The 23,708-nt window shown below is 71.0% G+C and carries 18 protein-coding genes and 1 pseudogene; 5 read left to right on the top strand and 14 right to left on the bottom strand.

Annotated features, from left to right (window positions below; genetic code table 11):
* Positions 1-47: 47 nt before the first annotated feature.
* The 6 genes from ccsB to hemL all read right to left on the bottom strand — a co-directional run bounded on the left by ccsB (position 48) and on the right by hemL (position 6,278).
* Positions 48-1,022: a c-type cytochrome biogenesis protein CcsB gene (gene ccsB, locus ADK66_RS02540; RefSeq protein ID WP_053652171.1), complete on the bottom strand. Its 975-nt coding sequence runs from the start codon at positions 1,020-1,022 to the stop codon at positions 48-50.
* On the bottom strand, positions 1,022-2,677 hold the full coding sequence (locus ADK66_RS02535; RefSeq protein WP_053652169.1) for a cytochrome c biogenesis protein ResB: 1,656 nt from the start codon (positions 2,675-2,677) through the stop codon (positions 1,022-1,024). Before ADK66_RS02535 ends, ccsB begins: the two co-directional genes overlap by 1 nt.
* Entirely contained in the window at positions 2,677-3,540 is an 864-nt protein-coding gene (locus ADK66_RS02530; RefSeq protein WP_053652167.1) for a cytochrome c biogenesis CcdA family protein, read from the bottom strand. Before ADK66_RS02530 ends, ADK66_RS02535 begins: the two co-directional genes overlap by 1 nt.
* Positions 3,540-4,109: a TlpA disulfide reductase family protein gene (locus ADK66_RS02525; RefSeq protein ID WP_053652165.1), complete on the bottom strand. Its 570-nt coding sequence runs from the start codon at positions 4,107-4,109 to the stop codon at positions 3,540-3,542. Before ADK66_RS02525 ends, ADK66_RS02530 begins: the two co-directional genes overlap by 1 nt.
* Entirely contained in the window at positions 4,109-4,756 is a 648-nt protein-coding gene (locus ADK66_RS02520; protein ID WP_053652163.1) for a histidine phosphatase family protein, read from the bottom strand. The genes ADK66_RS02525 and ADK66_RS02520 overlap by 1 nt, the downstream gene beginning before the upstream one ends.
* A 184-nt stretch (positions 4,757-4,940) precedes the next feature.
* Positions 4,941-6,278 carry a glutamate-1-semialdehyde 2,1-aminomutase gene (hemL, locus tag ADK66_RS02515; RefSeq protein ID WP_053652161.1) on the bottom strand — a complete coding sequence of 446 codons (1,338 nt, stop codon included), beginning with the start codon at positions 6,276-6,278 and terminating at the stop codon, positions 4,941-4,943.
* Positions 6,279-6,479: 201 nt separating this feature from the next.
* Between hemL and ADK66_RS02510 the strand changes: the two genes are divergently transcribed.
* Positions 6,480-6,815: an STAS domain-containing protein gene (locus tag ADK66_RS02510; RefSeq protein ID WP_053652159.1), complete on the top strand. Its 336-nt coding sequence runs from the start codon at positions 6,480-6,482 to the stop codon at positions 6,813-6,815.
* 41 nt (positions 6,816-6,856) lie between these two features.
* Here the strand turns inward: ADK66_RS02510 and ADK66_RS02505 are convergent, their stop codons facing one another.
* Together ADK66_RS02505 and ADK66_RS02500 are read right to left on the bottom strand one after the other, a co-directional pair.
* Entirely contained in the window at positions 6,857-7,411 is a 555-nt protein-coding gene (locus ADK66_RS02505) for a two-component system response regulator (RefSeq protein WP_053652157.1), read from the bottom strand.
* Positions 7,408-11,726 (bottom strand): annotated as a pseudogene (locus ADK66_RS02500) (HAMP domain-containing protein). The gene ADK66_RS02505 and the pseudogene ADK66_RS02500 overlap by 4 nt, the downstream one beginning before the upstream one ends.
* Positions 11,727-11,976: 250 nt before the next feature.
* Between ADK66_RS02500 and ADK66_RS02495 the strand changes: the two are divergent.
* Positions 11,977-14,034: a SpoIIE family protein phosphatase gene (locus ADK66_RS02495; RefSeq protein ID WP_053652155.1), complete on the top strand. Its 2,058-nt coding sequence runs from the start codon at positions 11,977-11,979 to the stop codon at positions 14,032-14,034.
* Between the two features lie 24 nt (positions 14,035-14,058).
* Here ADK66_RS02495 and ADK66_RS02490 read toward each other — a convergent pair whose 3' ends face one another.
* Complete coding sequence (locus ADK66_RS02490) at positions 14,059-15,417, bottom strand: FAD-binding oxidoreductase (RefSeq protein ID WP_053652153.1); 1,359 nt, start codon at positions 15,415-15,417, stop codon at positions 14,059-14,061.
* 97 nt (positions 15,418-15,514) lie between these two features.
* Here ADK66_RS02490 and ADK66_RS02485 point away from each other — a divergent pair, with 97 nt between their 5' ends.
* Together ADK66_RS02485 and ADK66_RS02480 are read left to right on the top strand one after the other, a co-directional pair.
* Positions 15,515-17,611, top strand: a complete 2,097-nt coding sequence (locus tag ADK66_RS02485) for a S9 family peptidase (RefSeq protein WP_053652360.1) — start codon at positions 15,515-15,517, stop codon at positions 17,609-17,611.
* Positions 17,612-17,734: 123 nt separating this feature from the next.
* Complete coding sequence (locus tag ADK66_RS02480) at positions 17,735-17,920, top strand: hypothetical protein (protein ID WP_053652151.1); 186 nt, start codon at positions 17,735-17,737, stop codon at positions 17,918-17,920.
* Positions 17,921-17,927: 7 nt separating this feature from the next.
* Here the strand turns inward: ADK66_RS02480 and ADK66_RS02475 are convergent, their stop codons facing one another.
* Genes ADK66_RS02475 through ADK66_RS02460 form a run of 4 tightly spaced genes read right to left on the bottom strand, consistent with a single transcriptional unit; the run spans position 17,928 to position 21,316 of the window.
* A complete protein-coding gene (locus ADK66_RS02475) occupies positions 17,928-19,451 on the bottom strand; it encodes an FtsX-like permease family protein (RefSeq protein ID WP_053652149.1) in 1,524 nt (507 codons plus the stop codon).
* A complete protein-coding gene (locus tag ADK66_RS02470; protein WP_053652147.1) occupies positions 19,448-20,149 on the bottom strand; it encodes an ABC transporter ATP-binding protein in 702 nt (233 codons plus the stop codon). Before ADK66_RS02470 ends, ADK66_RS02475 begins: the two co-directional genes overlap by 4 nt.
* Entirely contained in the window at positions 20,146-20,682 is a 537-nt protein-coding gene (locus ADK66_RS02465; RefSeq protein WP_053652145.1) for a PadR family transcriptional regulator, read from the bottom strand. Before ADK66_RS02465 ends, ADK66_RS02470 begins: the two co-directional genes overlap by 4 nt.
* A 58-nt stretch (positions 20,683-20,740) precedes the next feature.
* Positions 20,741-21,316 carry a TIGR03086 family metal-binding protein gene (locus ADK66_RS02460; RefSeq protein WP_053652142.1) on the bottom strand — a complete coding sequence of 192 codons (576 nt, stop codon included), beginning with the start codon at positions 21,314-21,316 and terminating at the stop codon, positions 20,741-20,743.
* Between the two features lie 31 nt (positions 21,317-21,347).
* Here ADK66_RS02460 and ADK66_RS32615 point away from each other — a divergent pair, with 31 nt between their 5' ends.
* Complete coding sequence (locus ADK66_RS32615) at positions 21,348-22,160, top strand: AraC family transcriptional regulator (protein WP_053652141.1); 813 nt, start codon at positions 21,348-21,350, stop codon at positions 22,158-22,160.
* 7 nt (positions 22,161-22,167) lie between these two features.
* Here the strand turns inward: ADK66_RS32615 and ADK66_RS02450 are convergent, their stop codons facing one another.
* Positions 22,168-23,706, bottom strand: a complete 1,539-nt coding sequence (locus tag ADK66_RS02450) for a SpoIIE family protein phosphatase (protein WP_053652139.1) — start codon at positions 23,704-23,706, stop codon at positions 22,168-22,170.
* Positions 23,707-23,708: the final 2 nt, after the last annotated feature.

Here is a 23,708-nt window from a genome sequence, read left to right as displayed (position 1 = left end):
GCCGCAGCCCTGCCGTCAGCGCCCGGAAGCGGCAGCCGCGTCGACGGTCAGTCCAGACCGCCGTACGAGTGCAGGCCCGTGAAGAAGATGTTCACGCCGAACAGGTTCATCAGCACGGTGAGGACGCCGAGCACCGCCAGCCAGGTGGCCACGTTGCGCTTGACGCTGGGCGTGGCCCGCGCGTGCAGGTAGCCGGCGTACACCACCCAGGAGATGAACGCCCAGGTCTCCTTCGGGTCCCAACCCCACGGCCGACCCCAGGCCGCCTCGGCCCAGATCGCGCCCGCGATCACCGCGAAGGTGAAGATCGGGAAGGAGAACGCGTGCAGCACGAAGGTCAGCCGCTCCAGGCTGCCCGCGTCGGGCAACCGCTTGGCCAGGGTGTACGGGAAGCTGCGCTTGCCCTGCTCGTACCCGTTGCGCATCAGGAAGCCGACCGCCGGCACCGCGCCGAAGATGAAGATGCCGGACGCGAACACGATCGTCGACACGTGGATGACGAACCAGTACGAGTTCAGAGCCGGCACCAGCGGCACGATCGGCACGTACAGCACCAGTTCGGCGGTGGCCACCAGCAGCACCATCACCAGGGTCAGGAACAGCCCGAGCTTGCGCAGCGACGGCAGCTTCCAGAGCACCCCGAGCCAGGCCACGACCCCGATGAAGGTCACGGTGAGCACGAACTCGTACATGTTGCCCCAGGGCATCCGGTCAGCGGCGATGCCGCGGGTGACCAGGGCCGCGAGGTGCAGCACGGCGGCGACCCCGGTGGCGGCCACCGCGATCAGGCCGGCGATCCGGGCACGCCGCGCCGAGCTGTGGACCACGGCCGGCGGCGGGGGTGGCGTCGACGGCGTCGAGCCGGTGCCACCGACCCCGGCGCCGACAAGCTCACGCTCGGCAGCCGGTACGGCCACCCGGGCACGCGCGTTGCCGAGCGCGTACTCCACGGCGTGGCTGATCATCGCGATCAGGTACACAAGGATCGCGAAGGTCACCAGATTGTCGGAGAGCGCGGACATCACTCGGTCCCTTCTCGCACACCGGCCCGGCCACTGGATTCAGTGTCGGTGCCTGCCCGTCCGGCCGCCTTGTCGTCTCCGCCCACAGCGGTGACGAGCTGGGCGAACTCGTCGGCGAACCCTGGATAGTCGGTGCGCGGCAACCCACCGGCCTCCATCAAGCTACTACCGCCCGTCGGAGATCCTTCTCCGGGGTCGGCCGGCAGCACCCGGAACCACACCCGGCGACGCCGCCCGAACAGCGAGCCCATCAGCCCGACCAGCAGGAAACCACAGCTCACCAGCAGGATCGTCGAACCGGGGTCGTACCGGACGGAGAGCGTGACGTACCGCTCGGTGCCCAGGAACTCGACGGTCGTGCCGTCGTCGAGCGTCCAGGTCTCGCCCTTGCGCAGCACCTTCGTACCGATCTCCTTGACCTTGCCGGCGTTCACCTGCCGCTGGTCGAGTTGGTAGACCGAGTTGGGGATGCCCGCGTCCATACCGAGGTTGCCCCGGTACGCGACCAGGTTCAGCAACGGGTTGCGCTCCGTCGGGTACTCCGAGCGGACGAACGGCGCCTCCTGCGGGGCCGTGGGCAGGTAGATGCCTGTGAACGCCACCTGCTGATCAGGTACGCGCTGCCCGGTGCCGGGGTCGACGTTCGCGTCCGGGAAGGCGGCCAGGCCCTCGCTGGTCAGACCCATGTCCCCGGTGGTGAGGAACGGAAGGTCGCTTGTCTGGCTGTTGCCGAACCGGTCGGTGTAGCGGATCAGCGGGGCGTACCCGTGGCCGAGCAGGTAGACGTTCGCCCCGTTCAGCCGCAGCGGCGAGTTCACCGAGAAGTCCGCCTGGCGCGTCGGCTCGTCCGGGCCGTCGACTGTCACAGTGGCGTTGAAGAACTCCGGCTGGCCCGACGGCAGGAACCGGGCCTGGAAGTCGTCCAACCGCAGGCAGAAGCCGGGCAGGTCGGCGCTGTCCACCTGCGGGCCGAGGTTCGCCTCGGCGTACTGCTGACGGGTGTTGCAGAAGGCGTTGTCCGCGCCGGCCACCAGCAGCCGGTTGCCGCTCCAGCCGTACCACGACCCGAGGGCGACACCGATCAGCACCGCGATCAGCGAGGTGTGGAACAGCAGGTTGCCGGTCTCCTTGAGGTAGCCCTTTTCGGCGGACACCTCGTCGCCGCGCACCTCCACCCGCCAGCGCCGCTTGCGCAGCACCTCGGCGACAGCAGCCGCGCCACCGGCCGGGGCGGGCAGCACCGCGTGCTGCGGCAGCCGCGCCATCCGCCTGGGCGCCGCCGGGGGCCGGGACCGCAGCGCCCGGACGTGGTCACGCAGCCGGGGCGTGATGCAGCCGATCAGCGAGGTGAACAGCAGCAGGTAGATCGCCGAGAACCAGACCGAGCCGAAGACCTCGAACGCGCCGATCCGGTCCAACCGGGGCGCCCACTCCGGGTGGTCGATGAAGTACTGGTTGACCCCCTCCGGGCTGACCCCACGCTGCGGCAGCACCGAGCCGGGGATGGCGGCCACCGCGAGCAGGAACAGCAGAATCAGCGCCGTACGCATGCTTGTCAGTTGCCGCCACGAGTTACGCAGCAACGCCAGCAGCCGGTTGGGACGGCGCCGGGGCGCCGGGGCCTCGGTCTGCGGCCGGTCGTCGACGGCCGTCATCAGATGCTCACCTCGCCCACCCCGACGGTGGTCTGCAGCCAGATCACGAAGTTCTGCCACCCGCCGGTGACCAGCGCCAGGCCGATCAGCAGGAGCAGGGCGCCGCCGATCCGGGTGACCCAGCGGCTGTTACGCCGGACGGCGCGGAAGACCCCGAGCAGGCGCTGGAAGCCCAGCCCGAAGACGATGAACGGTATCCCCAGCCCGAGGCAGTACGCCACGGCGAGCACCACGGCACGGTCGCTCTGACCGCTGGTGGCAGCCATGCCCATCACCGCGCCGAGCGTCGGGCCGGTGCAGGGCACCCAACTGAGCGCGAAGACCGCCCCGACGACCGGAGCGCCGAGCAGCCCGGCCGACGGCAGCCGGGAGATCCGGAACTCGCGTTGCAGAGCGGGGATCAGCCCCAGGTAGCCCAACCCGAGCACGATGATCAGCGCGCCGACGACGATCTCCAGCTGCCGCTCGTACTCGAAGAAGACCCGGCCGATGCCGGCGAACAGGATCGCGGTGGCGACGAAGACCACAGTGAAGCCGGCGATGAAGAGCAACGTCCCGGCGAGCACCCGGCCCTTGACGGCGACCGTCGCGGTCCGCTCGCGTACGGCGACACCTCCACCACCGTCGCCGTCGGCTGAAGCGTTAGGAAGGGCCCCTTCCTCTACCCCAGGCGTTAACAAGGTGCCCTTCCTTGCACTGCCTTCGAGGTCGGCGCCGGCCAGGCCGGTGACGTACGAGAGGTAGCCGGGAACCAGCGGAAGCACGCACGGCGACAGGAAGCTGACCAGACCGGCCAGCGCCGCCGCGCCGATGGCCAGCAGCAGCGGCCCGCTCAGCGCCAGTTCCCGGAAGGTCTCGCCCATCAGTCCGGCGCCGGTTTCTCGCCGGCGACCCGCTCGACGATCGGTTGCAGACCCTCCTGCTTGACTGCGGCCCGGATCACCACCGCGACCCGGCCCTCCCGGTCGAGCACCACAGTCGCCGGGACGGTGTTCGGCGGGATGTCCAGGTCGAGCGCCAGCCGGCTGGCCGGATCGAACAGGCTCGGATAGGTGACCCGGCCCTCCTCGAACGCCTTGGCCTTGTCCCGCTGGTCCTGGACGTTGATCCCGAGGAACGCCACCCCGGAGCCCTTTGTCGCCTGGTAGACGGCCTCAAGGTCGTCGGCCTCGGCACGGCACGGCGCGCACCAGGAACCCCAGAAGTTGACCACAACGACCTGGCCACGGGCCTCGCTGATGTCGTACGTGCCGCCGGTGAGCAGCTCACCTGCCAGCTTCGGCGGCGCCGACCGCTGATCCGCGGCGCACTCGATGATCCCCTCGGCGGTGGTCGTGCAGGCCTTCTCCCGCCCCTGCGCCGACGTACAGCCGGCCAGCGCCACCGTCGCAACGGCGGCGAGCAGACCGGCGGTCCACCTACGGGCGTTCATCAGGCCCCCTTGGCCGTCCGGGCTGTCGCGGAGAGAGCGATCAGGTGCGCGGCCGGCTCGCTGTAGCCGATGCCCACCACCTTCGCGCCGTCGAAGTGGAACGAGGTCAGGCTCGCAAGGCCACACTGCCGCTTGCGCGGGTCGTGCCAGAGCCGCTTGCGCTCGACGTAACGGCGCAGCGTCCAGATCGGGAGCTGATGCGAAACCAGCACCGCCTCACGCCCCTCGGCGGCGACCCGGGCGGCGTGCACGGCGGCGAACATCCGCTCGGCGATCACCCGGTACGCCTCACCCCAGGACGGCGTCACCGGATCGCGCAGCACCCACCAGTTGCGGGGATCACGGAACGACCCGTCACCCGGAGACACCTTCTTGCCCTCGAACCAGTTGGCGCTCTCGATCAGGCGCTCGTCCACCCCCACGGGCAGCCCGAACTGGGCGGCGATGGGCTCGGCGGTCTGCTGTGCGCGCTCCAGCGGGCTAGCCACCACGTGCACGATCTCCCGGTCGGCCAGGCCCTGCGCGGCGGCCTTGGCCATCTGCACACCCAGCTCGGAGAGACGGAAACCGGGCAGCCGGCCGTAGAGGATCTGGTCGGGATTGTGCACCTCGCCGTGCCGAAGCACGTGGACCACCGTCTTGCTCACCGCTGTGCCCCCTCTGCTCGCGACTGCGGGGCTCGCAACACCGGCTCACTCCTCGCGCTCACCGCAGCCGCCTTCGTTCGCGACTGCGGGGCTCGCAAAACCGGCTCACTCCTCGCGCTCACCGCAGCCTCTTTCGTTCGCGACTGCGGGGCTCGCAAAACCGGCTCACTCCTCGCGCTCACCGCTAACCCCCTTGACCGGCCGCTGCCGCCGCATTCGCCGCCGTCGGCAGCGCGTTGGCGATGTGCTCCAGCGCGGCGTCGTCGATCGCCGCCGACACGAACCAGGACTCGAACGCGCTCGGCGGCAGGTAGACGCCGGCGGCGAGCATCGCGTGGAAGAACGCCTTGAACGCCGGCACCTGCTGGGTGCGTGCGCTGTCGTAGTCGACGACGTCGGCGTCGGTGAAGAAGATCGAGAACATGCTGCCCGCGTACGACAGGCGGTGCGGGACCCCGGCGGCGGCAAGCGCGTCGGAGGCCAGCTTGCCCACGACGGCGGCCGTGTCGTCGAGGCGCTGGTAGAGCGCGTCATCGGCAAGCCGCAGCGTGGCCAGGCCGGCGGCGCAGGCCAGCGGGTTACCGGAGAGCGTGCCCGCCTGGTAGACCGGGCCGGCCGGGGCCAGTCGCGCCATGATCTCCGCCCGCCCGCCGAACGCCGCGGCGGGCAGGCCACCACCCATGACCTTGCCGTACGTCCACAGGTCGGCGTCGGTGGGGTCGAGGCCGTGCCAGCCGGCGCGGGACACCCGGAACCCGGTCATCACCTCGTCGATGACGAGCAGGGCGCCGTGCGCGTGCGCGATCCGCGCCAGCTGGGAGTTGAAGCCGTCGCGGGGGGCCACCACGCCCATGTTGCCGGCCGCAGCCTCGGTGATCACCGCGGCGATGTGCTGGCCCTCGGCGGCGAAGACCTCCTCGACGGCGCGGATGTCGTTGTACGGAAGAACGATCGTCTCGCTCGCCGCCGCGCCGGTGACACCTGGCGAGTCGGGCAGGCCGAGGGTCGCCACGCCGGATCCGGCGGCGGCGAGCAGGGCGTCGACGTGCCCGTGGTAGCAGCCGGCGAACTTGACGATCTTGGAGCGTCCGGTGAAGCCGCGGGCGAGCCGGATCGCCGACATGGTGGCCTCGGTGCCCGAGTTGACGAGGCGTACCTGCTCGACCGGAGTCCGGTCGACGATCTCGGCGGCCAACTCCACCTCGCCCGGGGTGGGGGTGCCGAAGCTGGTGCCACGGGCGGCGGCGGCCTGCACGGCGCCGACCACCTCCGGGTGGGCGTGGCCGAGAATCAGCGGCCCCCACGAGCAGACCAGGTCGACGTACCGGCGGTCGTCGGCGTCGTACAGCCAGGGGCCTTCGCCACGCACCATGAAGCGCGGGGTGCCGCCGACCGCCTGGAAGGCGCGTACGGGGGAGTTCACCCCGCCCGGCACGATGGCGCGAGCGCGGTGGAACAGGGCCTCGGAGGCCGGCGCATCGGCCGGGTAACGGCCAGGTCCGGCGGAAACGATGTCGGTCACGATGCGGCCATTGTGTCAGCGCCGACCTGCCAATCCGCAGCCACCCCACGCAGGGGTTACCCGGCTCACCCGCCCCGGGCGCTCAGCAGCGGCATCGACGCGGGGCTGCCAAGAGGGCGAAACGGAGCTGAAGTGGGGGCCGGCGCGCGGGCTCACGGCTCTCGACAGGCCGGGTCGTGCGGATCGCGCTAGGCTGGCCGGGTGGATCGTGCCGAACTGTCCATCACGTTACACCGGACGGGCGACGAAGCAGTGCTGCGCCTGGCCGGTGAGATCGACATGCTCACGGCCGCCCAGCTCTCCACGGTCGTCAATGAGGTGCTCGCCGACCCGCCCCCACGGATCGTTCTCGACCTCGGCGGCGTCACCTTCTGCGACTCGCAGGGCCTGGGCACCCTCGTCGTCCTCAGCCGCAAGGCCAGCCACGCACAGAGCCTGCTGATGCTCACCCACGTGGGCGATTTCCTGATCCGCGTCCTGGACATCACCGGCCTGCGCAGCGCCCTGATGATCCGCAACGACCAACCCGCCGGCTGACCCCACCCCCGGCCACCGGGCCGAAGGTGGGGTTGACGGTTCTACGGGGTGGAGCCCCAGCGGGCTTGTTCCAGCATCTCCATCGCTCGTTCGCGGCTCTCCGGGTCACCGGAGCGGAGCAGGGCCGTTGCCTCGTCGACAGCGTCGGTGAGGCGTCGCCACTGCGTGTCGCGCTCCCGGACCAGGTCCGACTGTGCGGCCAACTGCCGAGTCTTCACCCACAGCTCGACGAAGACCGACACCTTGGCCCGCAGGACCCAGGGGTCGAAGGGCTTGGTCAGGTAGTCGACGGCCCCCACCTGATAACCGCGCAGGGCCAGCTGGGCGTCCCGGTCGGCGGCGGTGAGGAAGATGATCGGTACGTGCCGGGTCCGCTCCCGGCGCTTGATGTGGCTGGCCGTCTCGAAGCCGTCCATGTCCGGCATCTGCGCGTCCAACAGGATCACCGCGAAGTCGTCCACCAACAACTGCTTGAGAGCCGCCTCACCGCTCTCCACCGCCACCGACTGAACCGGCAGGCCCTGAAGGATCGCCTCCAGCGCCGTCAGATTCTGCCGCCGGTCGTCCACGAGCAGCGCCTTGGCCATCTGGGTCACGACGTCTCCTCGTTGCGGCTTCCGTTGATCCAGGACGACATCAACTCGATCAGATCGTCGAGGTCGACCGGCTTGGTGATGTAGTCGCTTCCCCCGGCCGCGAGCGCCGACTCGCGGTCACCCGGCATCGCCTTCGCGGTAAGGAAGACGACGGGAAGGTCGGCGAACCGGTGGTTACGGCGGATCTGCCGGGTCGTCTCGTATCCGTCCTGGTCCGGCATCATGGCGTCCATCAACACGATGTCCACCTCCGGGTGCTCGGCCAGCAGGCGGACGCCGTCCGCCCCGTTGTCCGAGTACAACACGGTCATGCCGTGCAGCTCCAACGCGCTGGTCAGAGCGAAGACATTTCGCACGTCGTCGTCCACGATGAGTACCGTGGCGCCGTCCAACTGGCGGGTCGCCGGTGCCTCCGGCCGCTCCGGCAGCAGCTCCAAAGGCGGCATCAGCAGCGACGACGGCAGGCCGGCGCGCTGCGGTGACGGCGGTGCCGGCGCGACCACCGCGTCCGGTGCCAACACCTGCGGTACGAACAGGGTGAATGTCGAACCCTGACCGGGCGCCGACGACACGGTGATGGTGCCGCCGATGAGTCGGGCCAGATCGCGGCTGATCGACAGGCCCAGGCCGGTGCCCCCGTAGCGGCGGCTGGTCGTGCCGTCCGCCTGCTGGAACGCCTCGAAGATGATCGACAGCTTGTCGTCGGAGATGCCGATCCCGGTGTCGATCACGGTGAAGGCGATGACCTGCTGGGCGTTCGTCAACGCCGGTACGTCGAAGACCACGTTCTCCGCCGCCGGGGCGATCCGCAGCGTCACCGCGCCGTTGTCGGTGAACTTCACGGCGTTGGAGAGCAGGTTGCGCAGGATCTGCTGCAACCGCTGCGCGTCGGTGACCAGCGCGGGCGGCAGGTCGTTGCTGACGCGTACCTGGAAGTCCAGGTTCTTCTCCTCCGCCTGCGGCGCGAACGCCTGCTCGACGTAACTGCGGATCTCGGCGAACCGGATCTCGGTCGGTTCGACGTCCATCCGACCCGCCTCGATCTTGGACAGGTCGAGGATGTCGTCGATCAGGCGCAGCAGGTCCGAGCCGGATCCGTGGATCGTACGGGCGAACTCGATCTGCTTCGGGTTGAGGTTCTGCTCCGAGTTCTCCGCCAGCAGGCGTGCCAGCAGCAGCAGCGAGTTCAACGGCGTACGCAGCTCGTGGCTCATGTTGGCCAGGAACTCCGACTTGTACGCCGAGGCACGGGTGAGCTGCTGCGCCTTCTCCTCCAGGCCGAGGCGGGCCAGCTCGATCTCCCGGTTCTTCGTCTCGATGTTGCCCTTCTGCTCGGAGAGCAGTGTGGCCTTCTCCTCAAGCTCGGCGTTGGTGCGCTGCAACTCCGCGGACTGCTCCTGGAGCTCGTGCGCCAGCCGTTGCGACTGGGCGAGCAGCTCCTCCGTACGCCGGTTGGCCTGGATGGTGTTGACCGCGATGCCGATGGTGAGCACGAGCCGCTCCAGGAACGACAGGTGCAGCTCGGAGAATGCCGCCACGCTGGCGAACTCGATCACCCCGAGCAACTCGCCCTCGAAGAGCACGGGGAGCACCACCAGGTCCGAGGGTGGTGTCTCGGCCAGGCCGGAGCGCAGCGTGAGCCGGCTGTTCGGGGAGGCGCTGACCCGGATCGTGCGGCGGGACAGCGCGGTCTGGCCGACCAGCCCCTCGCCCGGGCCGAAGGTGACGTCGTGCCCCCGCGCCACGTACCCGTAGGACGAGGTGAGTCGCAGTCGCACGCTGCCGTCGGTCTCGTCGGCCAGGAAGAAGGCGCCGAGCTGGGCGTCGACCAGCGGGGTCACCTCCGTCATGATCATGCGGCAGACCTCGCCCAGGTCCCGCTGGCCCTGCAGGAGGCCGCCGATGCGGGCCAGGTTGGAGTCCAGCCAGCCCTGCTCGGCGTTCTTCTTAGTCGTCTCCCGAAGGGTGACGATCATCTGGTTGATGTTGTCCTTCAGCTCGGCGACCTCGCCCTGCGCCTTGACGGCGATCCGCTGGGTCAGGTCACCCCGGGTCACCGACGTGGACACCTGGGCGATGGCCCGCAACTGGGTGGTGAGCGTCGAGGCGAGCTGGTTGACGTTCTCGGTGAGGTCGCGCCAGGTGCCGGACACGCCCTTGACCTGCGCCTGACCACCCAGTTTGCCCTCGATGCCGACCTCGCGGGCAACCCGGGTCACCTCGTCGGCGAACGACGACAGTTGGTCCACCATCGTGTTGACAGTCGACTTCAGCTCAAGGATCTCGCCTTCTGCGACAGGTCACCCTTCGCCACCGCGGTGGTCACCGAGGCGATGTTGCGGACCTGACTGGTCAGGTTCGACGCCATCGAGTTCACGTTGTCGGTGAGGTCGCGCCAGGTGCCGGACACGCCCTTGACCTGCGCCTGACCACCCAGTTTGCCCTCGGTGCCCACCTCACGCGCGACCCGGGTCACCTCGTCGGCGAACGACGACAGTTGGTCCACCATCGTGTTGACAGTCGACTTCAGCTCAAGGATCTCGCCCCGGGCATCCACAGTGATCTTCTGCGACAGGTCACCCTTCGCCACCGCCGTCGACACCTGCGCGATGTTGCGAACCTGGGCGGTCAGGTTGGACGCCATCGAGTTCACGTTGTCGGTCAGGTCCCGCCAAGTGCCGGCCACACCGCGCACCTGGGCCTGACCACCCAACTTGCCCTCGGTGCCCACCTCACGCGCGACCCGCGTCACCTCGTCGGCGAACGACGACAGCTGGTCCACCATCGTGTTGACAGTCGACTTCAACTCCTTCTGCGACAGGTCACCCTTCGCCACCGCGGTGGTCACCGAGGCGATGTTGCGGACCTGACTGGTCAGGTTCGACGCCATCGAGTTCACGTTGTCGGTCAGATCCCGCCACGTACCGCTGACGCCCTTGACCTGGGCCTGGCCGCCGAGGTTGCCTTCGGTGCCCACCTCGCGGGCCACCCGGGTCACCTCGTCGGCAAACGAGGAGAGCTGGTCCACCATCGTGTTGACTGTGTTCTTCAGCTCCAGGATCTCGCCCTGCGCGTCCACGGTGATCTTCTGCGAGAGGTCGCCCTTCGCCACCGCCGTCGACACCTGCGAGATGTTGCGGACCTGGCTGGTCAGGTTGCCGGCCAGCTGGTTGACGTTCTCGGTGAGGTCGCGCCAGGTGCCGGAGACTCCGCGCACCTGCGCCTGACCACCCAACTTGCCCTCGATGCCCACCTCGCGGGCGACCCGCGTCACCTCGTCGGCAAACGACGACAACTGGTCCACCATCGTGTTGACGGTGTCCTTCAGCTCCAGAATCTCGCCCTGCGCCGCCACGGTGATCTTCTGCGACAGGTCGCCCCGCGCCACCGCCGTCGACACCTGGGCGATGTTGCGCACCTGGGCCGTCAGGTTCGACGCCATCGAGTTGACGCTGTCGGTGAGGTCCTTCCAGGTGCCGGCCACGTTCGGCACGTCCGCCTGACCGCCGAGCTTGCCCTCGGTGCCCACCTCCCGGGCCACCCGGGTCACCTGCTCGGCGAAGAGCCGCAGAGTGTCGGTGAGGTAGTTCATCGTGTCAGCCAGCTCGGCGACCTCGCCCCGCGCGCTGACAGTGATCTTCTGCGACAGGTCACCCTTGGCCACCGCTGTCGCCACCTGCGAGATCGACCGCACCTGGCCGGTCAGGTTCGACGCCATGGTGTTCACCGAGTCGGTGAGGTCCTTCCAGGTGCCGGCCACGCCCCGCACATCGGCCTGACCGCCGAGCTTGCCCTCGGTGCCCACCTCCCGGGCAACCCGGGTCACCTCGTTGGAGAACGACGAGAGCTGGTCGACCATCGTGTTCACGGTGCGGCCGATCCGCAGGTACTCACCGCGCAGCGGCCGGCCGTCGATCTCCAGGGCCATGTGCTGGGACAGGTCGCCGTCCGCTACCGCCACGATGACCCGGGCGATCTCGGTCGTCGGCCGGCCCAGGTCGTCGATGAGGGAGTTGACGGCCCGTTGCGCCTCCGCCCAGGCGCCGTCCAACCCCTCGTCGTCGAGCCGTTCGGTGAGCCGGCCGTCCCGACCGACGATCCGGCTGATCCGCCGCAGGTCCAGGTACTGCTGCTCCTGGACCGAAACCACCTCGTTGAAGGCGTCCGCCACCTCACCGGCCTTGCCGGCGCGGCGGGGAAGCCGGACCTTCAGGTCGCCGCGACGGACCCGTCGCAGCGCCTCGGTCAACTCACCGAGGAGCGCCTCGTGGTCGGGCGCGGACGGATCCGCCACCGACTGCTTCGCCGTGGTCATCATTCCTCGCTCAACTCGGGGGCACCGGCCCTGCGGTACACGCCGGCACCCCATATTGTGCCTGCGCCCGCCGTGGTGCCAGGGTTCGCGACCCGCCGATCGGCCTCCGTGAGCACTCCGACCCGCCCAAGGGACCCAGACCGGCACAGTCGCGCCCAGACCCTCGCAGGGGGGTGCCGCTCCCCACCACCACGGCCCTCGATCGTTGATCGGCTTGGCACCCGGCAGGGGGACGGTGGAGGATACGAGGGTGTCAGCCGAGGCGGGGCCCGCGACGCCCGAGGCCCGGAACGGGGCGGCCCGGCGTGTCCGCCTGCCCGCTGACCGTCGTACGCCCGCTGCCGCCCGCGCTGTCGTCCGCTCGGTGCTGACCGAGGCGCACCTGGACGACCTGGCCAACGAGGCGCTGCTGCTCACCACCGAGCTGACCACCAACGCCGTCGAACACGCCCGTACCGAACTGGACATCGACGTCGTCGCGGACGAGATCGGGCTCACCGTGACAGTCTCCGACTTCGCGCCCGGTGCCGGCGACGACGAGCTGACCATCGGCAGCCGCAACGACGCGACCGAGATCAACGAGGTGTCCGAGCGAGGTCGCGGGCTGCTGCTTGTCGACCATTTCGCCAGCTGCTGGGGCACCACGTACCTGCCCACCGGCAAGGGCGTCTGGTTCCGGCTGGACCGGCCCGGTGCCGACCAGCCGGCCGGCTCCGGCGGTACGTCGCCGACGCCCGGCTCCGCCGACAACGCCGCGCCGAGCGCCAGCGCCATGAGCGAACTCATGCAGACCGCCCCCGACGCGTACGCGGACGATCCGCTGCCCGACTTCGCCGCGAGCCTGCTCAGCCGGCTCGCCGAGATGGTCGGCGCGGCCGGTGGCACGATCCGTCTGGACCGGGGCGACGGGCAGGGTCCACAACTGCTTGCGCGTTTCGGCCGGCAGCCCCGCCCCGGCAGCGAACTGCTCCGGGTGCCCCTGACAGTGCAGCGCCCGTACGCCGGGGAGCTTGAGCTGGATGCCGCGCCGTCGGCGTACGCCCGGCCGCTGGCGGTGCTCACTGCCGAGCGGCTGTCGCTGCACCTGGAGAACGACCGGCTGCGCCGGGCCGACGTCCGCCGGCAGGCGTGGTTGACGTTCCTGGCCGAGGTGAGCGAACTGCTGGCGCAGTCGTTGGACGTCGAGCTGACGATGGCGCTGATCCCGCAGCTCGTGGTGCCCCGACTCGGTCAGTGGTGCGCGGTGCACACCACCGACGAGTGGGGCCGGCTCCGGCTGGCGGCGGCCAGCCACGCCGACGAGTCGGTGTTGCCGCAGCTGCACAAGGTGCTGGCGGAGACCGGCCCGGATTCGATCCAGGCTCGGCTGCGTGAGGCGTCCCGGAGTGCGGCGCAGATCCCGCTCGGCGGGCCGATGGATGGTTTCGCCGTCCCGCTCATCGCCCGGGGTCAGCGGCTCGGCACCCTGGCGGTGGGCCGGCACCAACGGCACCGGCACGATCCGGACCAGGTGGCAGTGCTGGAGGATGTGGCCCGGCGTGCCGCGCTGGCCATCGAGAACGCCCGGATCCACGCCGAGCGGCGACGGGTCGCGCAGACACTCCAGCAGTCCCTGCTGCCGCCCGTGCTGCCTGTGGTGGAGGGGATCGGCTTCGCCGCCGAGTACGTCCCGACGGGCGACGACGCGGAGGTGGGCGGCGACTTCTACGACGTGGTGCCGCTGCCCGACGGGCGCTCCCTTGTGGTGATCGGGGACGTCTCGGGCAAGGGGGTGCAGGCGGCGGCCGTCACCGGACTGGTCCGGGACGTGATCCGTGTGCTCGTCGGCGATGGCAAGCCGCTGCCGGAGGTGCTGGCCCGGCTCAACGAGACGCTCGTCGAGCGGGGCGGCGGCCGGTACTGCACGCTTGCCCTCGCAGCGGTCGGGATGGGTGACGGTGGCCAGCTGGAGGTCTCCCTGCACCTGGCCGGGCACGACCGGCCGGTGCTGCTGGCCGGTGCGGGTGGCGCCGAGTTCGTCGGCACCGGGGGGACGGCGCTGGGACTGCTCGACACGATCATCTCCCCGACGGCGGAGATCACGCTCGCCCCGGGCGACTCGCTGATCTTCTACACCGACGGGGTCACCGAGCGTCGACGCGGCAGGGAGCTGTTCGGCACCGACCGGCTGCGCCATGCCGCAGCGCCACTGGCCGGGTATTCCGCCGACGTGGTGGCGGCCCGACTGCGGGCCGCCGCGATCAACTTCTCGGTCGAGCCGCCCCGCGACGACATCGCCATCCTGGTGCTCCGCAACGACACGATCTGACCGGCCGGCGCCACGCCACCCGGGTCACCGGCCGCCGGGGAGGCGGCCCGGGGCGAGGCGGTGCTCCGGGTCCAGGTGCTCCTTGGCCGCCTGTAGCCGGGCCAGCCCGGCCAGCTCACCCCACATGTCGACGGCCTGTCGGACCGCGGCGGGGGCGGAGACGACGACGCAGCGGCCCTGCCGCGCCAGCAGCACCCCACGGACGGCGGCCAGGATGGACGCCACCCGGTCGGGTGCCATTGCGCCGGGCAACGCCGCGTGCACCACGCCCAGCCCGGCGGAGCCCCGCACCGGCACCGGGGAGCCGGCCGCGTCGCGCAGCGCGTAGACGGCGGCGTGCAGATCGCCGATCGGCACCTCCAGGCGCAGCGCCGTGTCGCCGGGGGCGAACGGGTAGCGGCGCCACCACGGCGGCGCGGAGTGGGTGACCGTCGCCTCCCCGTGCAGCAGACCGACCAGGCGCTCGGCGCGTTCGGTGACGTCGGCCGGGCCGCCCTCCAGCAGCACCACCAGGCTGCCCGCGCGGGATGGGGCGCTGGCCCGTCCCGACATCGACGGGTGACGCTCCCGGGCGGTCGCGGCGGGATGGCCGGGTGGGTACGGGGTGCGCGGCCGAGGTGCCCCGGCGGGTAGGTCCAGCTCGATGGCAGCTGGCTCCAGTCGGGCGGCGAGGATCATCCGGACCAGGTCGTGGACCTCCAGCGGGGTCCACACCGGCCGGGACACCCAGAGCCGGCTGGCCGGCACCGGCTGCACCCGCAGGCTTGCCGAGACCAGCACGCCGAGGGCGCCCTGCGAGCCGCAGAGCAGCCGAGCCAGGTCGAGCCCGGGGGCGCCGCCACCGGCGCTGACCAGCTCACCGTCGGCCCCCAGGTAGCGGACACCGAGGAACTGGTCGCAGGGGCTGCCATGACGGTGCCGCAGCGGGCCGGCCTCTCCGGCGGCGAGCACCCCGCCCAGTGTCGCACCCGGCGACGGGGCGTCCATGGCGAGCCGCTGCCCGGTGCGTTCCAGAGTGGCCTGGACCGCCCGCAGCGGTGTGCCGGCACCCACCTCGGCCACCGGCGCGCCCACCGGCTCGTGACCGATGCCCGCCAGCCGGCCGGTGTCGAGGACGATGTCGACCTGCGTGGGCGTGGCACCCCAGTCGATCTTCGTGCCGGCGCCGCGGGGCACCACCGCCAGGTCGTGCGCGGCGGCCAGCCGCAGCACCTCGGCCGCGGCGTGCGGGCCACCCGGGACTGCCACCCAGCGGGCGGGACGGCCGGCGACCTCGTCGGCCGGCCCGGCGAGGCGGGAGAACGGTGGGCCGCAGATCGCCGCCAACCGCCGGGTGATCTCGATTGCGCCGGACCGACCGAGGGAACTCGCAGCTGCCGCCATGGCGGCTATCGTACATGTGTTCGAACGCAGTGGTCACGGCATTCGGGGATGCCGCTGGTCCGGCGCGCGGAGCGGGCCGGCCGGTAACGTGGCCGCCGTGACCACCGAGACTGCCCCGCCCGCGGCAAAGCGGGTGCCCACCGAGCGCACCCACCACGGCGACACCGTCATCGACGAGTACGCCTGGCTCGCCGCCAAGGACGACCCGGAGACGATCGCCTACCTGAACGCCGAGAACGCGTACACCGAGGAGCGCACCGCGCACCTGGCCGACCTCCGTGGAGAGCTGTTCGAGGAGACCCGCCAGCGGACCCGGGAGACCGACCTGTCCGTGCCGACCCGCAAGGGCGGCCACTGGTACTACACGCGCACTGTCGAGGGTCAGCAGTACGGGGTGCAGTGCCGCCGCGCGGTCCGTGACGGCGAGACCGAGCCGCCGGTCAGCGCGGACGGCGCACCGCTGGACGGCGAGGAGGTGCTGCTCGACGGCAACCTGCTTGCCGAGGGGCACGACTTCTTCTCGCTCGGCGCGTTCGACGTCAGCCCGGACGGTCGCTGGCTCGCCTACTCCACCGACTTCTCCGGCGACGAGCGCTTCACCTTGCGGGTCAAGGACCTGAGCACCGGCGAACTGCTGCCGGACGAGGTGCCCGACACGTTCTACGGCACGGCCTGGTCAGCCGACGCGTCGGTGCTGTTCTACGTGACCGTGGACGACGCCTGGCGGCCCAACCGGGTGTGGCGGCACACCATCGGCTCCCCGTCCTCCGATGACGTGGTGGTCCACCAGGAGGACGACGAGCGGTTCTGGGTGGGCGTGGAGCTGACCCGGTCGGAGAAGTTCATCCTGATCGACATCCACAGCAAGGTCACCAGCGAGGTGCTGGTGATCCCGGCCGGCAACCCGACGGGTGCGCCCGCCGTGATCGCGCCTCGCCGTCAGGGCGTGGAGTACGCCGTCGAGCACCACGGCCACCGCTTCCTGATCCTGCACAACGACGGTGCGGAGGACTTCGCGCTGGCGTTCACCTCGGCCGACGTGCCGGGCGACTGGGTTCCGCTGATCGAACACACCCCGGGCACCCGGCTGGAGGCTGTGGACGCCTTCGCCAACCATCTGGTGGTGTCCCTGCGTACCGAAGGGCTCACCGGGCTGCGGGTGCTGCCGGTGGGCAGCGACGACGCGTACGACATCGACTTTCCCGAGCCGCTCTACAGCGTCGGGCTGGACTCCAACCCGGAGTACCGCACCGGGCAGGTCCGCCTGCGTTACTCCTCGCTTGTCACCCCCGACTCGGTCTACGACTACGACCTGGTGACCCGGCAGATGGTGCTGCGCAAGCAGAAGCCGGTGCTGCCCGGTCCGGACGGGCGACCGTTCGACCCGGCCGAGTACGAGCAGCACCGCGACTGGGCGCTCGCCGACGACGGCACGAGGGTGCCGATCTCGCTGGTCTGCCGGGTCGGCACGCCCCGCGACGGCTCGGCGCCCTGCGAGCTGTACGGCTACGGCTCGTACGAGGCGAGCATGGACCCGTGGTTCTCGGTGGCCCGGCTGTCCCTGCTGGACCGGGGTGTCATCTTCGCTGTGGCGCACACCCGGGGCGGCGGTGAGCTGGGCCGCCGCTGGTACGACCAGGGCAAGCTGCTGGCCAAGAAGAACACCTTCACCGACTTCGTGGCGTGCGCCCGGCACCTGGTCAAGGCCGGCTGGACGGCAAGCGACCGGCTGGTAGCCCGGGGCGCTTCGGCCGGCGGCCTGCTGATGGGCGCGGTCGCCAACCTCGCCCCGGACGCGTTCACAGGGATCGTCGCGCAGGTGCCGTTCGTGGACGCGCTCACCTCGATCCTCGACCCGTCGCTGCCGCTTACCGTCACCGAGTGGGAGGAGTGGGGCAACCCCCTCGAAGACCCCGAGGTGTACGCGTACATGAAGTCCTACACGCCGTACGAGAACGTGGCCGCGCTGGACTATCCGGCGATCCTCGCGGTGACCAGTCTCAACGACACGCGGGTGCTCTACTCCGAGCCGGCGAAGTGGATCGCGCGCCTGCGGGCTGTCGCTCCGACGGGCGACTACCTGCTCAAGACCGAGATGGGTGCCGGGCACGGTGGTCCGAGCGGTCGCTACGACTCCTGGCGCGAGGAGGCGTTCATCAACGCCTGGATCCTGGACCGCATCGGCCGCGCCTGACCGGGCGTCGATCGCGCCCGATACTGGAAATGGTCTCGACAGCCCGGGGAGCCCACGACAACCAGGATCGGGCGCGGTCACGCCTGCCGCACCCGACCGCAGGACACGCCCTAGACTTTCGGGGTGACCGAGGTTACGGACGGCGACGACGGATCCGCCGAGGAGGTCCGCCGGCCGAGCATCGCGGCAGTGGCCCGCGACCGCCGGGTGTGGCTGATCCTCGCGGTGGTCGCCGGCATCCTGGTCTGCTGCTGCTCGGCCATCATCGGCTCGCTTGTCGCACTCTCCACCGGCCTGCTGAGGGCCTGACGCGAAGTCACGCCGTGCGCAGCTCGTCCACAGCGGTGCTCATGCGCAGGAAGAGCAGGCCGACACCGACCGTCACCAGCACCGCCGCCAACGCGCCGGCACCGAGCCAGGCCAGATGCTCCAGGGGTACGGCGACAGCACGCTCGGCACTGCCGGTCTGCACGAGCCGGGTGTACTGCGCACGGGTGGCCGGGTCTGCGCAGAGCGCGGCCGTGGCCTCGCAGACCTCGCTCGTCAACTCTCCGTTCCCCACCGACGGAAAGAGCCCTCGACCGAGCGACGCTCCCACTGTGAGGGCGAGCAGGATCGCCGGCACCGCTGGCGCGAGCGCCTGCCAGGCCACGGATCGGCTCAGCGTGGCGCGGGGCACGCCGGTGGCGACAAGCGCGGCGTACGCCCGCCGACGGGCGACGATGCCCTCGACAAGCGCGACCATCAGCCCGCAGGCAGCGAGCAGCACGGACACCCCTACCGCGGCGTCGACAAGGTCCATTGTCGCCAGGTAGAACGGATCGGAGCCGGCGGCCACGCCGGCGAGCCGGTTCTGCTCCCGTGCGAGCGAGTCCTGGGCGACGAAGTAGGCGCGCAGCGCCGCCGCGCCGGCACCGAAGATCACAGCGGCCAGCAGGGCCGCGAACGTACGGCTTCCCGCCCACGGGTCGGCCATCAGCCTGCCCGCCGCGAGCAATGCCGGTGCGCGGCGGGCGTGCCGTCGCAGCAGACGCCCGCAGGTGTACGAGATCCAGCCGGTGCCGGAGAGCACTCCGACCATCGCCACCAGGCCGCCCACAGTGAACAGCAGCGGCACCAGCCAGTTCACCAGCGACGCGTTGCCGCTGAAGCGGTAGGCCACCGGACGCACCGCGACGAAGCAGAGCAGCCCCAGCCCGATCAACGGCCCCGCCCACAGGCGGGGACCACGCTCCCGGGCTGCCCTGCGGCTCACCCCGAGCGGACTCGTGGTGACAGTGCGCAGCATCAGAGCCGTGGCCAGGGCCGCGATCAACGGCAGCCCCAGCACCACCGCCGCAATTGCGCCGGTCGACGGCAGCACGTCGGTGGGTAGCGCCAACCGGCCCTGCGCGTCCGGCCGGTGCAGCAGCTCCCGCCCACCGAGATAGACAGCCAACCCGGCGAGGGTGCCGAGCAGGCTCGCCAGGCCGGTCTCCAGTACGGCCAGGCGCGTCACCTGACCGGGGGTGGCGCCGGCCAGCCGGAGCGCGGCCAGCCGCCGGTCCCGGGCCGGCGCGCCGAGCCGGGCGCACTGCCCGGCAAGCGTCAGCACCGGAACGGCGAGCATGAGCAGCGCGAACGCCGTACCCCCGCGCAGCCCCGGCTCCCGCAGCAACGCGTTGCGGTACTGCTCGGACTCCACATAGGCGTCGCCTGCGGGTTTCTGGATGGCCAGCACTGTGAGCGCCGCCAGCCCGGCCAGGGTCGCCAGCAGGGCGCTGAGCGCGGTGAGCACCGCACGGGCCGTGTCGGTGCGGTTGCCCGCAAGCGCCAGCCGGACCAGCGTCGCCAGCTTCACCGCTGGCCGCCGGCCACCGGCAGGTCGAGCCCCAGGCCGGTGTGGTCCACCAGGCCGTCGCGCAGCACGATCTCCCGATCGGCGTACGCGGCGATTCGCGGCTCGTGGGTGACAAGCACGACGGCGGTGCGCTGCTCGCGGGCGAGCCGGACCAGTTGGGTGAGGACCTGCTCACCGGTGAGCGTGTCCAGTGCGCCGGTCGGCTCGTCGGCGAAGAGCACCCGAGGCTCGGTGACAAGCGCCCGCGCGGTGGCGCAACGCTGCTGCTGACCGCCGGACATCTCACCGGGCCGCACGTCGGCCAGCTCGGCCACCCCGAACCGCTCCAACCAGGTGAGCGCCGCCGTCCGTGCCTCTCGCCGCCCCGTGCCGGCGAGGAGCAGTGGCAGTGCGACGTTCTCCGCTGCGGTCAGCTCGGCGACCAGTTGGCCGAACTGGAACAGCACCCCGAACTCGGTGCGCCGTAGCCGGGAACGGGCCGCCTCCGACCAGGTGTCGATGCGGTGCCCACGCCAGGTGACCTCGCCTGCGTCCGGCCGGAGGATCCCGGCGAGGCAGTGCAGCAGCGTCGACTTGCCGCAGCCGCTCGGACCGGTGACGGCGACGATCTCGCCCTCGGCCACGTCGAGGGTCACGCCACGCAGGGCGGGGGTCGGGCCGTACGCCCGAACCACCCCGCGAGCCTGGAGTTGCGTCACGGATGCACCTCCCGGTACCAGTCGGCGACCCGGTCCAGGGTGGTGTGCAACCACCGCAGGTCCGCATCGAGGTGTGCGATAGCGAAGTCGGCAGCGATCACATCGCTGACGGAGGCCGCCGGGTCGGTCTTGACCGAGGTCAGCTCACGCAACCGTGCGGTGTGCGCGGCGCGCTGTGCGACCAGGTACGACCGGGCCCTGTCGATGTCGGCGACAAGCAGCGCCACCACGACCTTGGTGAAGAGCGTGCTGGCCACGTACGGCATCGGCGTCTCGACAGCGGACAGCCACTCGTCCAGAGCGGACCGCCCGTCACCCGTCAGCTCGTACGCCGTGCGGTCCGGACCGGATGCCCGGTCCTGGCCGGCGGCGGCCACGAGGCCGTCCCGTTCGAGGCGGCCGAGGGTCGCGTAGACCTGCCCGAAGGCCAGCGGTCGAGCCCGGGGCAGCCGCTCGTCGTGCGCCCGCTTGAGTTCGTAGCCGTGCCGGCTGCCCCCAGCGAGCAACCCGAGCAGAACATGTGGCGTCGACACGCCACCACTATTCGCTCAGCGAATACCCGTGTCAACACCCCCTGTGGGGCGGGGTGGGTCAGGTTGAGGTGGGCCAGGTGGGGGCGCGGCCGGTCTGGGCCAGAAGGCGGTGCAGATCGGGCACGTCATCGACGGTGGTAGGTGGCGGGTCCGCGAAGACGCCCATCTTGCGGGCCGTCGGCCCCAACTGCTCGACCAGCTCGTGCAGCGCGGCAACGGCCTCCGGAGCCGGCTGGTAAGGCTGGCCGGTCGCCACAGCGAGGTCCCAGCCGTGCACTGTGAGGTCCAGCAGCGCCATGCCGCCCACGACGGCCTGTGGCATGCCCATGCCCGGCGACACGCCCTCCAACGTGGACGGATCCGACCAGGCGGCGACCAGCCGGTCCGCCTCCACAGCGAACCGGTCCCGCCAGCCGTCGCCGAGGTGGTCGGGCTTCTCGGCCCACTCGACCGGCCGTTTGGCTGCCAACTCCTGGAAGTTCACCACCACATCGAACAGGTGGTTCAACAGATCGCGGACCACGTATTCGCGGCACGGCGTGGGCAGGTCGAGTTGGTCGTCGGCGATGCCGCCTACCACGCCGACGGTTCGCGGCGCGGCAGCCGCCAGCAGATCGCTAGTCTGAGTGGCCATAGGGCCAGCGTATGAAGGTGGTCTTGAAGAAATGCGACAGCGACCGCGCGATGACAGCCGGGGCATTCTCGACCCCGCGCGGTTGCTGCGCGAGGTCCGCTTCCGCCGACACCTGCCGGCCGAGCCGCTGCGCCAGTGGGTCGAGCACTACTGGTTGATCGACTGGGCGTTGAGCGCACCGTTCGAGCAGCGGGTGGTGCCACACCCGGCGGTCAACGTGGTGTTCCAACGCGACGACAGCGGAGGCGACGGCCGCGTACCCGAGGTTGGGGAGGTGGCAGGTGTCGGCCTGGACCTGTTCCGGATCACGCTGACCGGCACGGGCCGGGTCTGCGGCGTCCAGTTCCGCCCCGGCGGGTTCCGCCCGTTCTGGCGGCGGTCGATCGCCGAGTTGACAGGTCGCCGTCTGCCGCTGCCCGCCGGCCGGCTGCGACGGCCCGACCTCGACGTCTGCGCGGGCACCGACGAGGACCGCCGCCGCGCGCTGGACGCCGCCCTCACCGCATGGGCGCCCGAGCCCGACCCGGCCGCCGAGGAGGCCATCGCGCTGGCCGAGGCGATCCGGACGGACCGCACCGTGCTGCGCGTCGACGAGTTCGCCGCACGTCACGACCTCCCGGTCCGCCGGCTACAGCGGCTGTTCACCGAGTACGTAGGGGTCGGCCCCAAGTGGGTGATCCGCCGCTACCGGCTTCAGGAGGCAGTCGAGCAGGCGGCCGGTGGCCCGCTGAACTGGGCGGATCTGGCCGTCGACCTCGGGTACAGCGACCAGGCGCACCTGGTGCGCGACTTCACCGCCGTCGCCGGTGTGTCACCCGCCGCGTACGCCCGGTCGGTACGCTGACGTCGACTCAGCGGCGGCGCAGCACGACAACGGCCACGTCGTCGTGGATCTTCGGTGGGGCCAACTGCGTCAGCAGCCGGTCACAGAACCGGTTGAGATCCTCGTCCACTGTGACTGCCACTGCGGCGAGCGCGGCCATCCCCTCGTCGATCGTGGCGTCCCGGCGCTCGATCAACCCGTCGGTGTAGAACACGAGCGTGGCACCGGCGGGCAGCACGAACTCCAGGTCGGCGGGACGGGGCGCGCGAACGCCGAGCAGCGGCGCCGAGTGCTGCACGAACTCGATCTTGCCGTCCATTGTGAGCACCGGCGGCAGATGGCCGGCGCTGGCCAGCCGGACCCGACCGCTCGGCGGGTGCAGCAGCAGGACGCAGAGCGTGGCCAGCTCGTTCGGCAGCAGGGTCCGCATGAGCTCGTTGACCCGGTGCAGGATCTCGCCGGGCTGGTGCCCCTCGACCGCATACGCCCGCACCGCGTGCCGCAGCTCGGCCATCACTGTGGCGGCGTGCAGCGAGTGGCCGGCCACGTCACCGATCGCCAGCAGGAGATGCCCGTCGAGCATCACCAGTTCGTAGAAGTCGCCACCCACCTCGGTCTGCGCGCTTGCCGGCTCGTAGCGCACCGCGAGGTCCAGCCCTGCCACCTCGGGCAGCCGGCGCGGAAGAAGGCTGCGTTGCAGGGTGACGGCGATGCGGTGCTCCTCGTCGAACGAGCGTTGAGCCTCCACCGCCGCCGCCACCGCTTGGGCGAGCTGCACGAGCACCGGAGTCCGGGCGGTCTGGGTGGCGGTCGGGACCACCACGTACAGCGGCGCGCGATCGTCCCGCAGCCGCGCGGCGGCGACAGTCACCGAGTCGTCGGCCGGCCATTCGATGAGCGCCCAGTTCGCCGGAGCCTCCACGCGGACCGTGGCGCCGGTCGGGACGCCGGTGTCATCGACGATCCACGGCACGATTGTCGCCTCGGCCCCAGGGCCGGCGCAGATCCCGGCGAGGCAGTCACCGTCGAACGTCTCTGCGATCACCGCCGCCGGGCTCTTGAAGATCTCCGCAGCGCCCGCCGCTGCAACTTCCAGCAACCGCGTGAAATTCGGCGCGGCGTGTACTGCCACAGTCGTGTCGGCGAGCCCGAGCAGTCGCTCGGCGAGCAGTTCGGCGCGCTGTCGGGCCTGGTAGTAACGCAGCACCGCCCGGGTTGTGGCGATCAGCTCTTCCGGCTCGATCGGCTCGGTCAGATAGGCGTCCGCGCCTCGGGTCAACCCCTGGGCGCGGTCGGCGACGTCCACCGCGTGCGCGGACACGTGGATCACCGGCGTCGCCGGATGGGACGCCTTGATCCGCTCGCACACCTCGTAGCCGCTCAGGTCGGGCAGCCGGACGTCGAGCACCACGAGGTCGATCCGGTCCGTGTCGACCCGGACCAGCGCCTCGGCGCCGTTCTCCGCTTCCAGCACCGTGAACCCGGCACGGGTCAGCCAACTGACGAGCAGGTACCGCTTGGTGCGGCTGTCATCGACCACCAGGACGGTCGCCGCCCCGCCCTCCACCG

Origin of the sequence: Micromonospora sp. NRRL B-16802 (genome assembly GCF_001279555.1) — a bacterium.
GTDB classification, from domain to species: domain Bacteria; phylum Actinomycetota; class Actinomycetes; order Mycobacteriales; family Micromonosporaceae; genus Micromonospora; species Micromonospora profundi.
The sequence above is the reverse complement of the archived record's forward strand: the minus strand, read 5'-3'. Positions and strand labels throughout refer to the sequence as shown.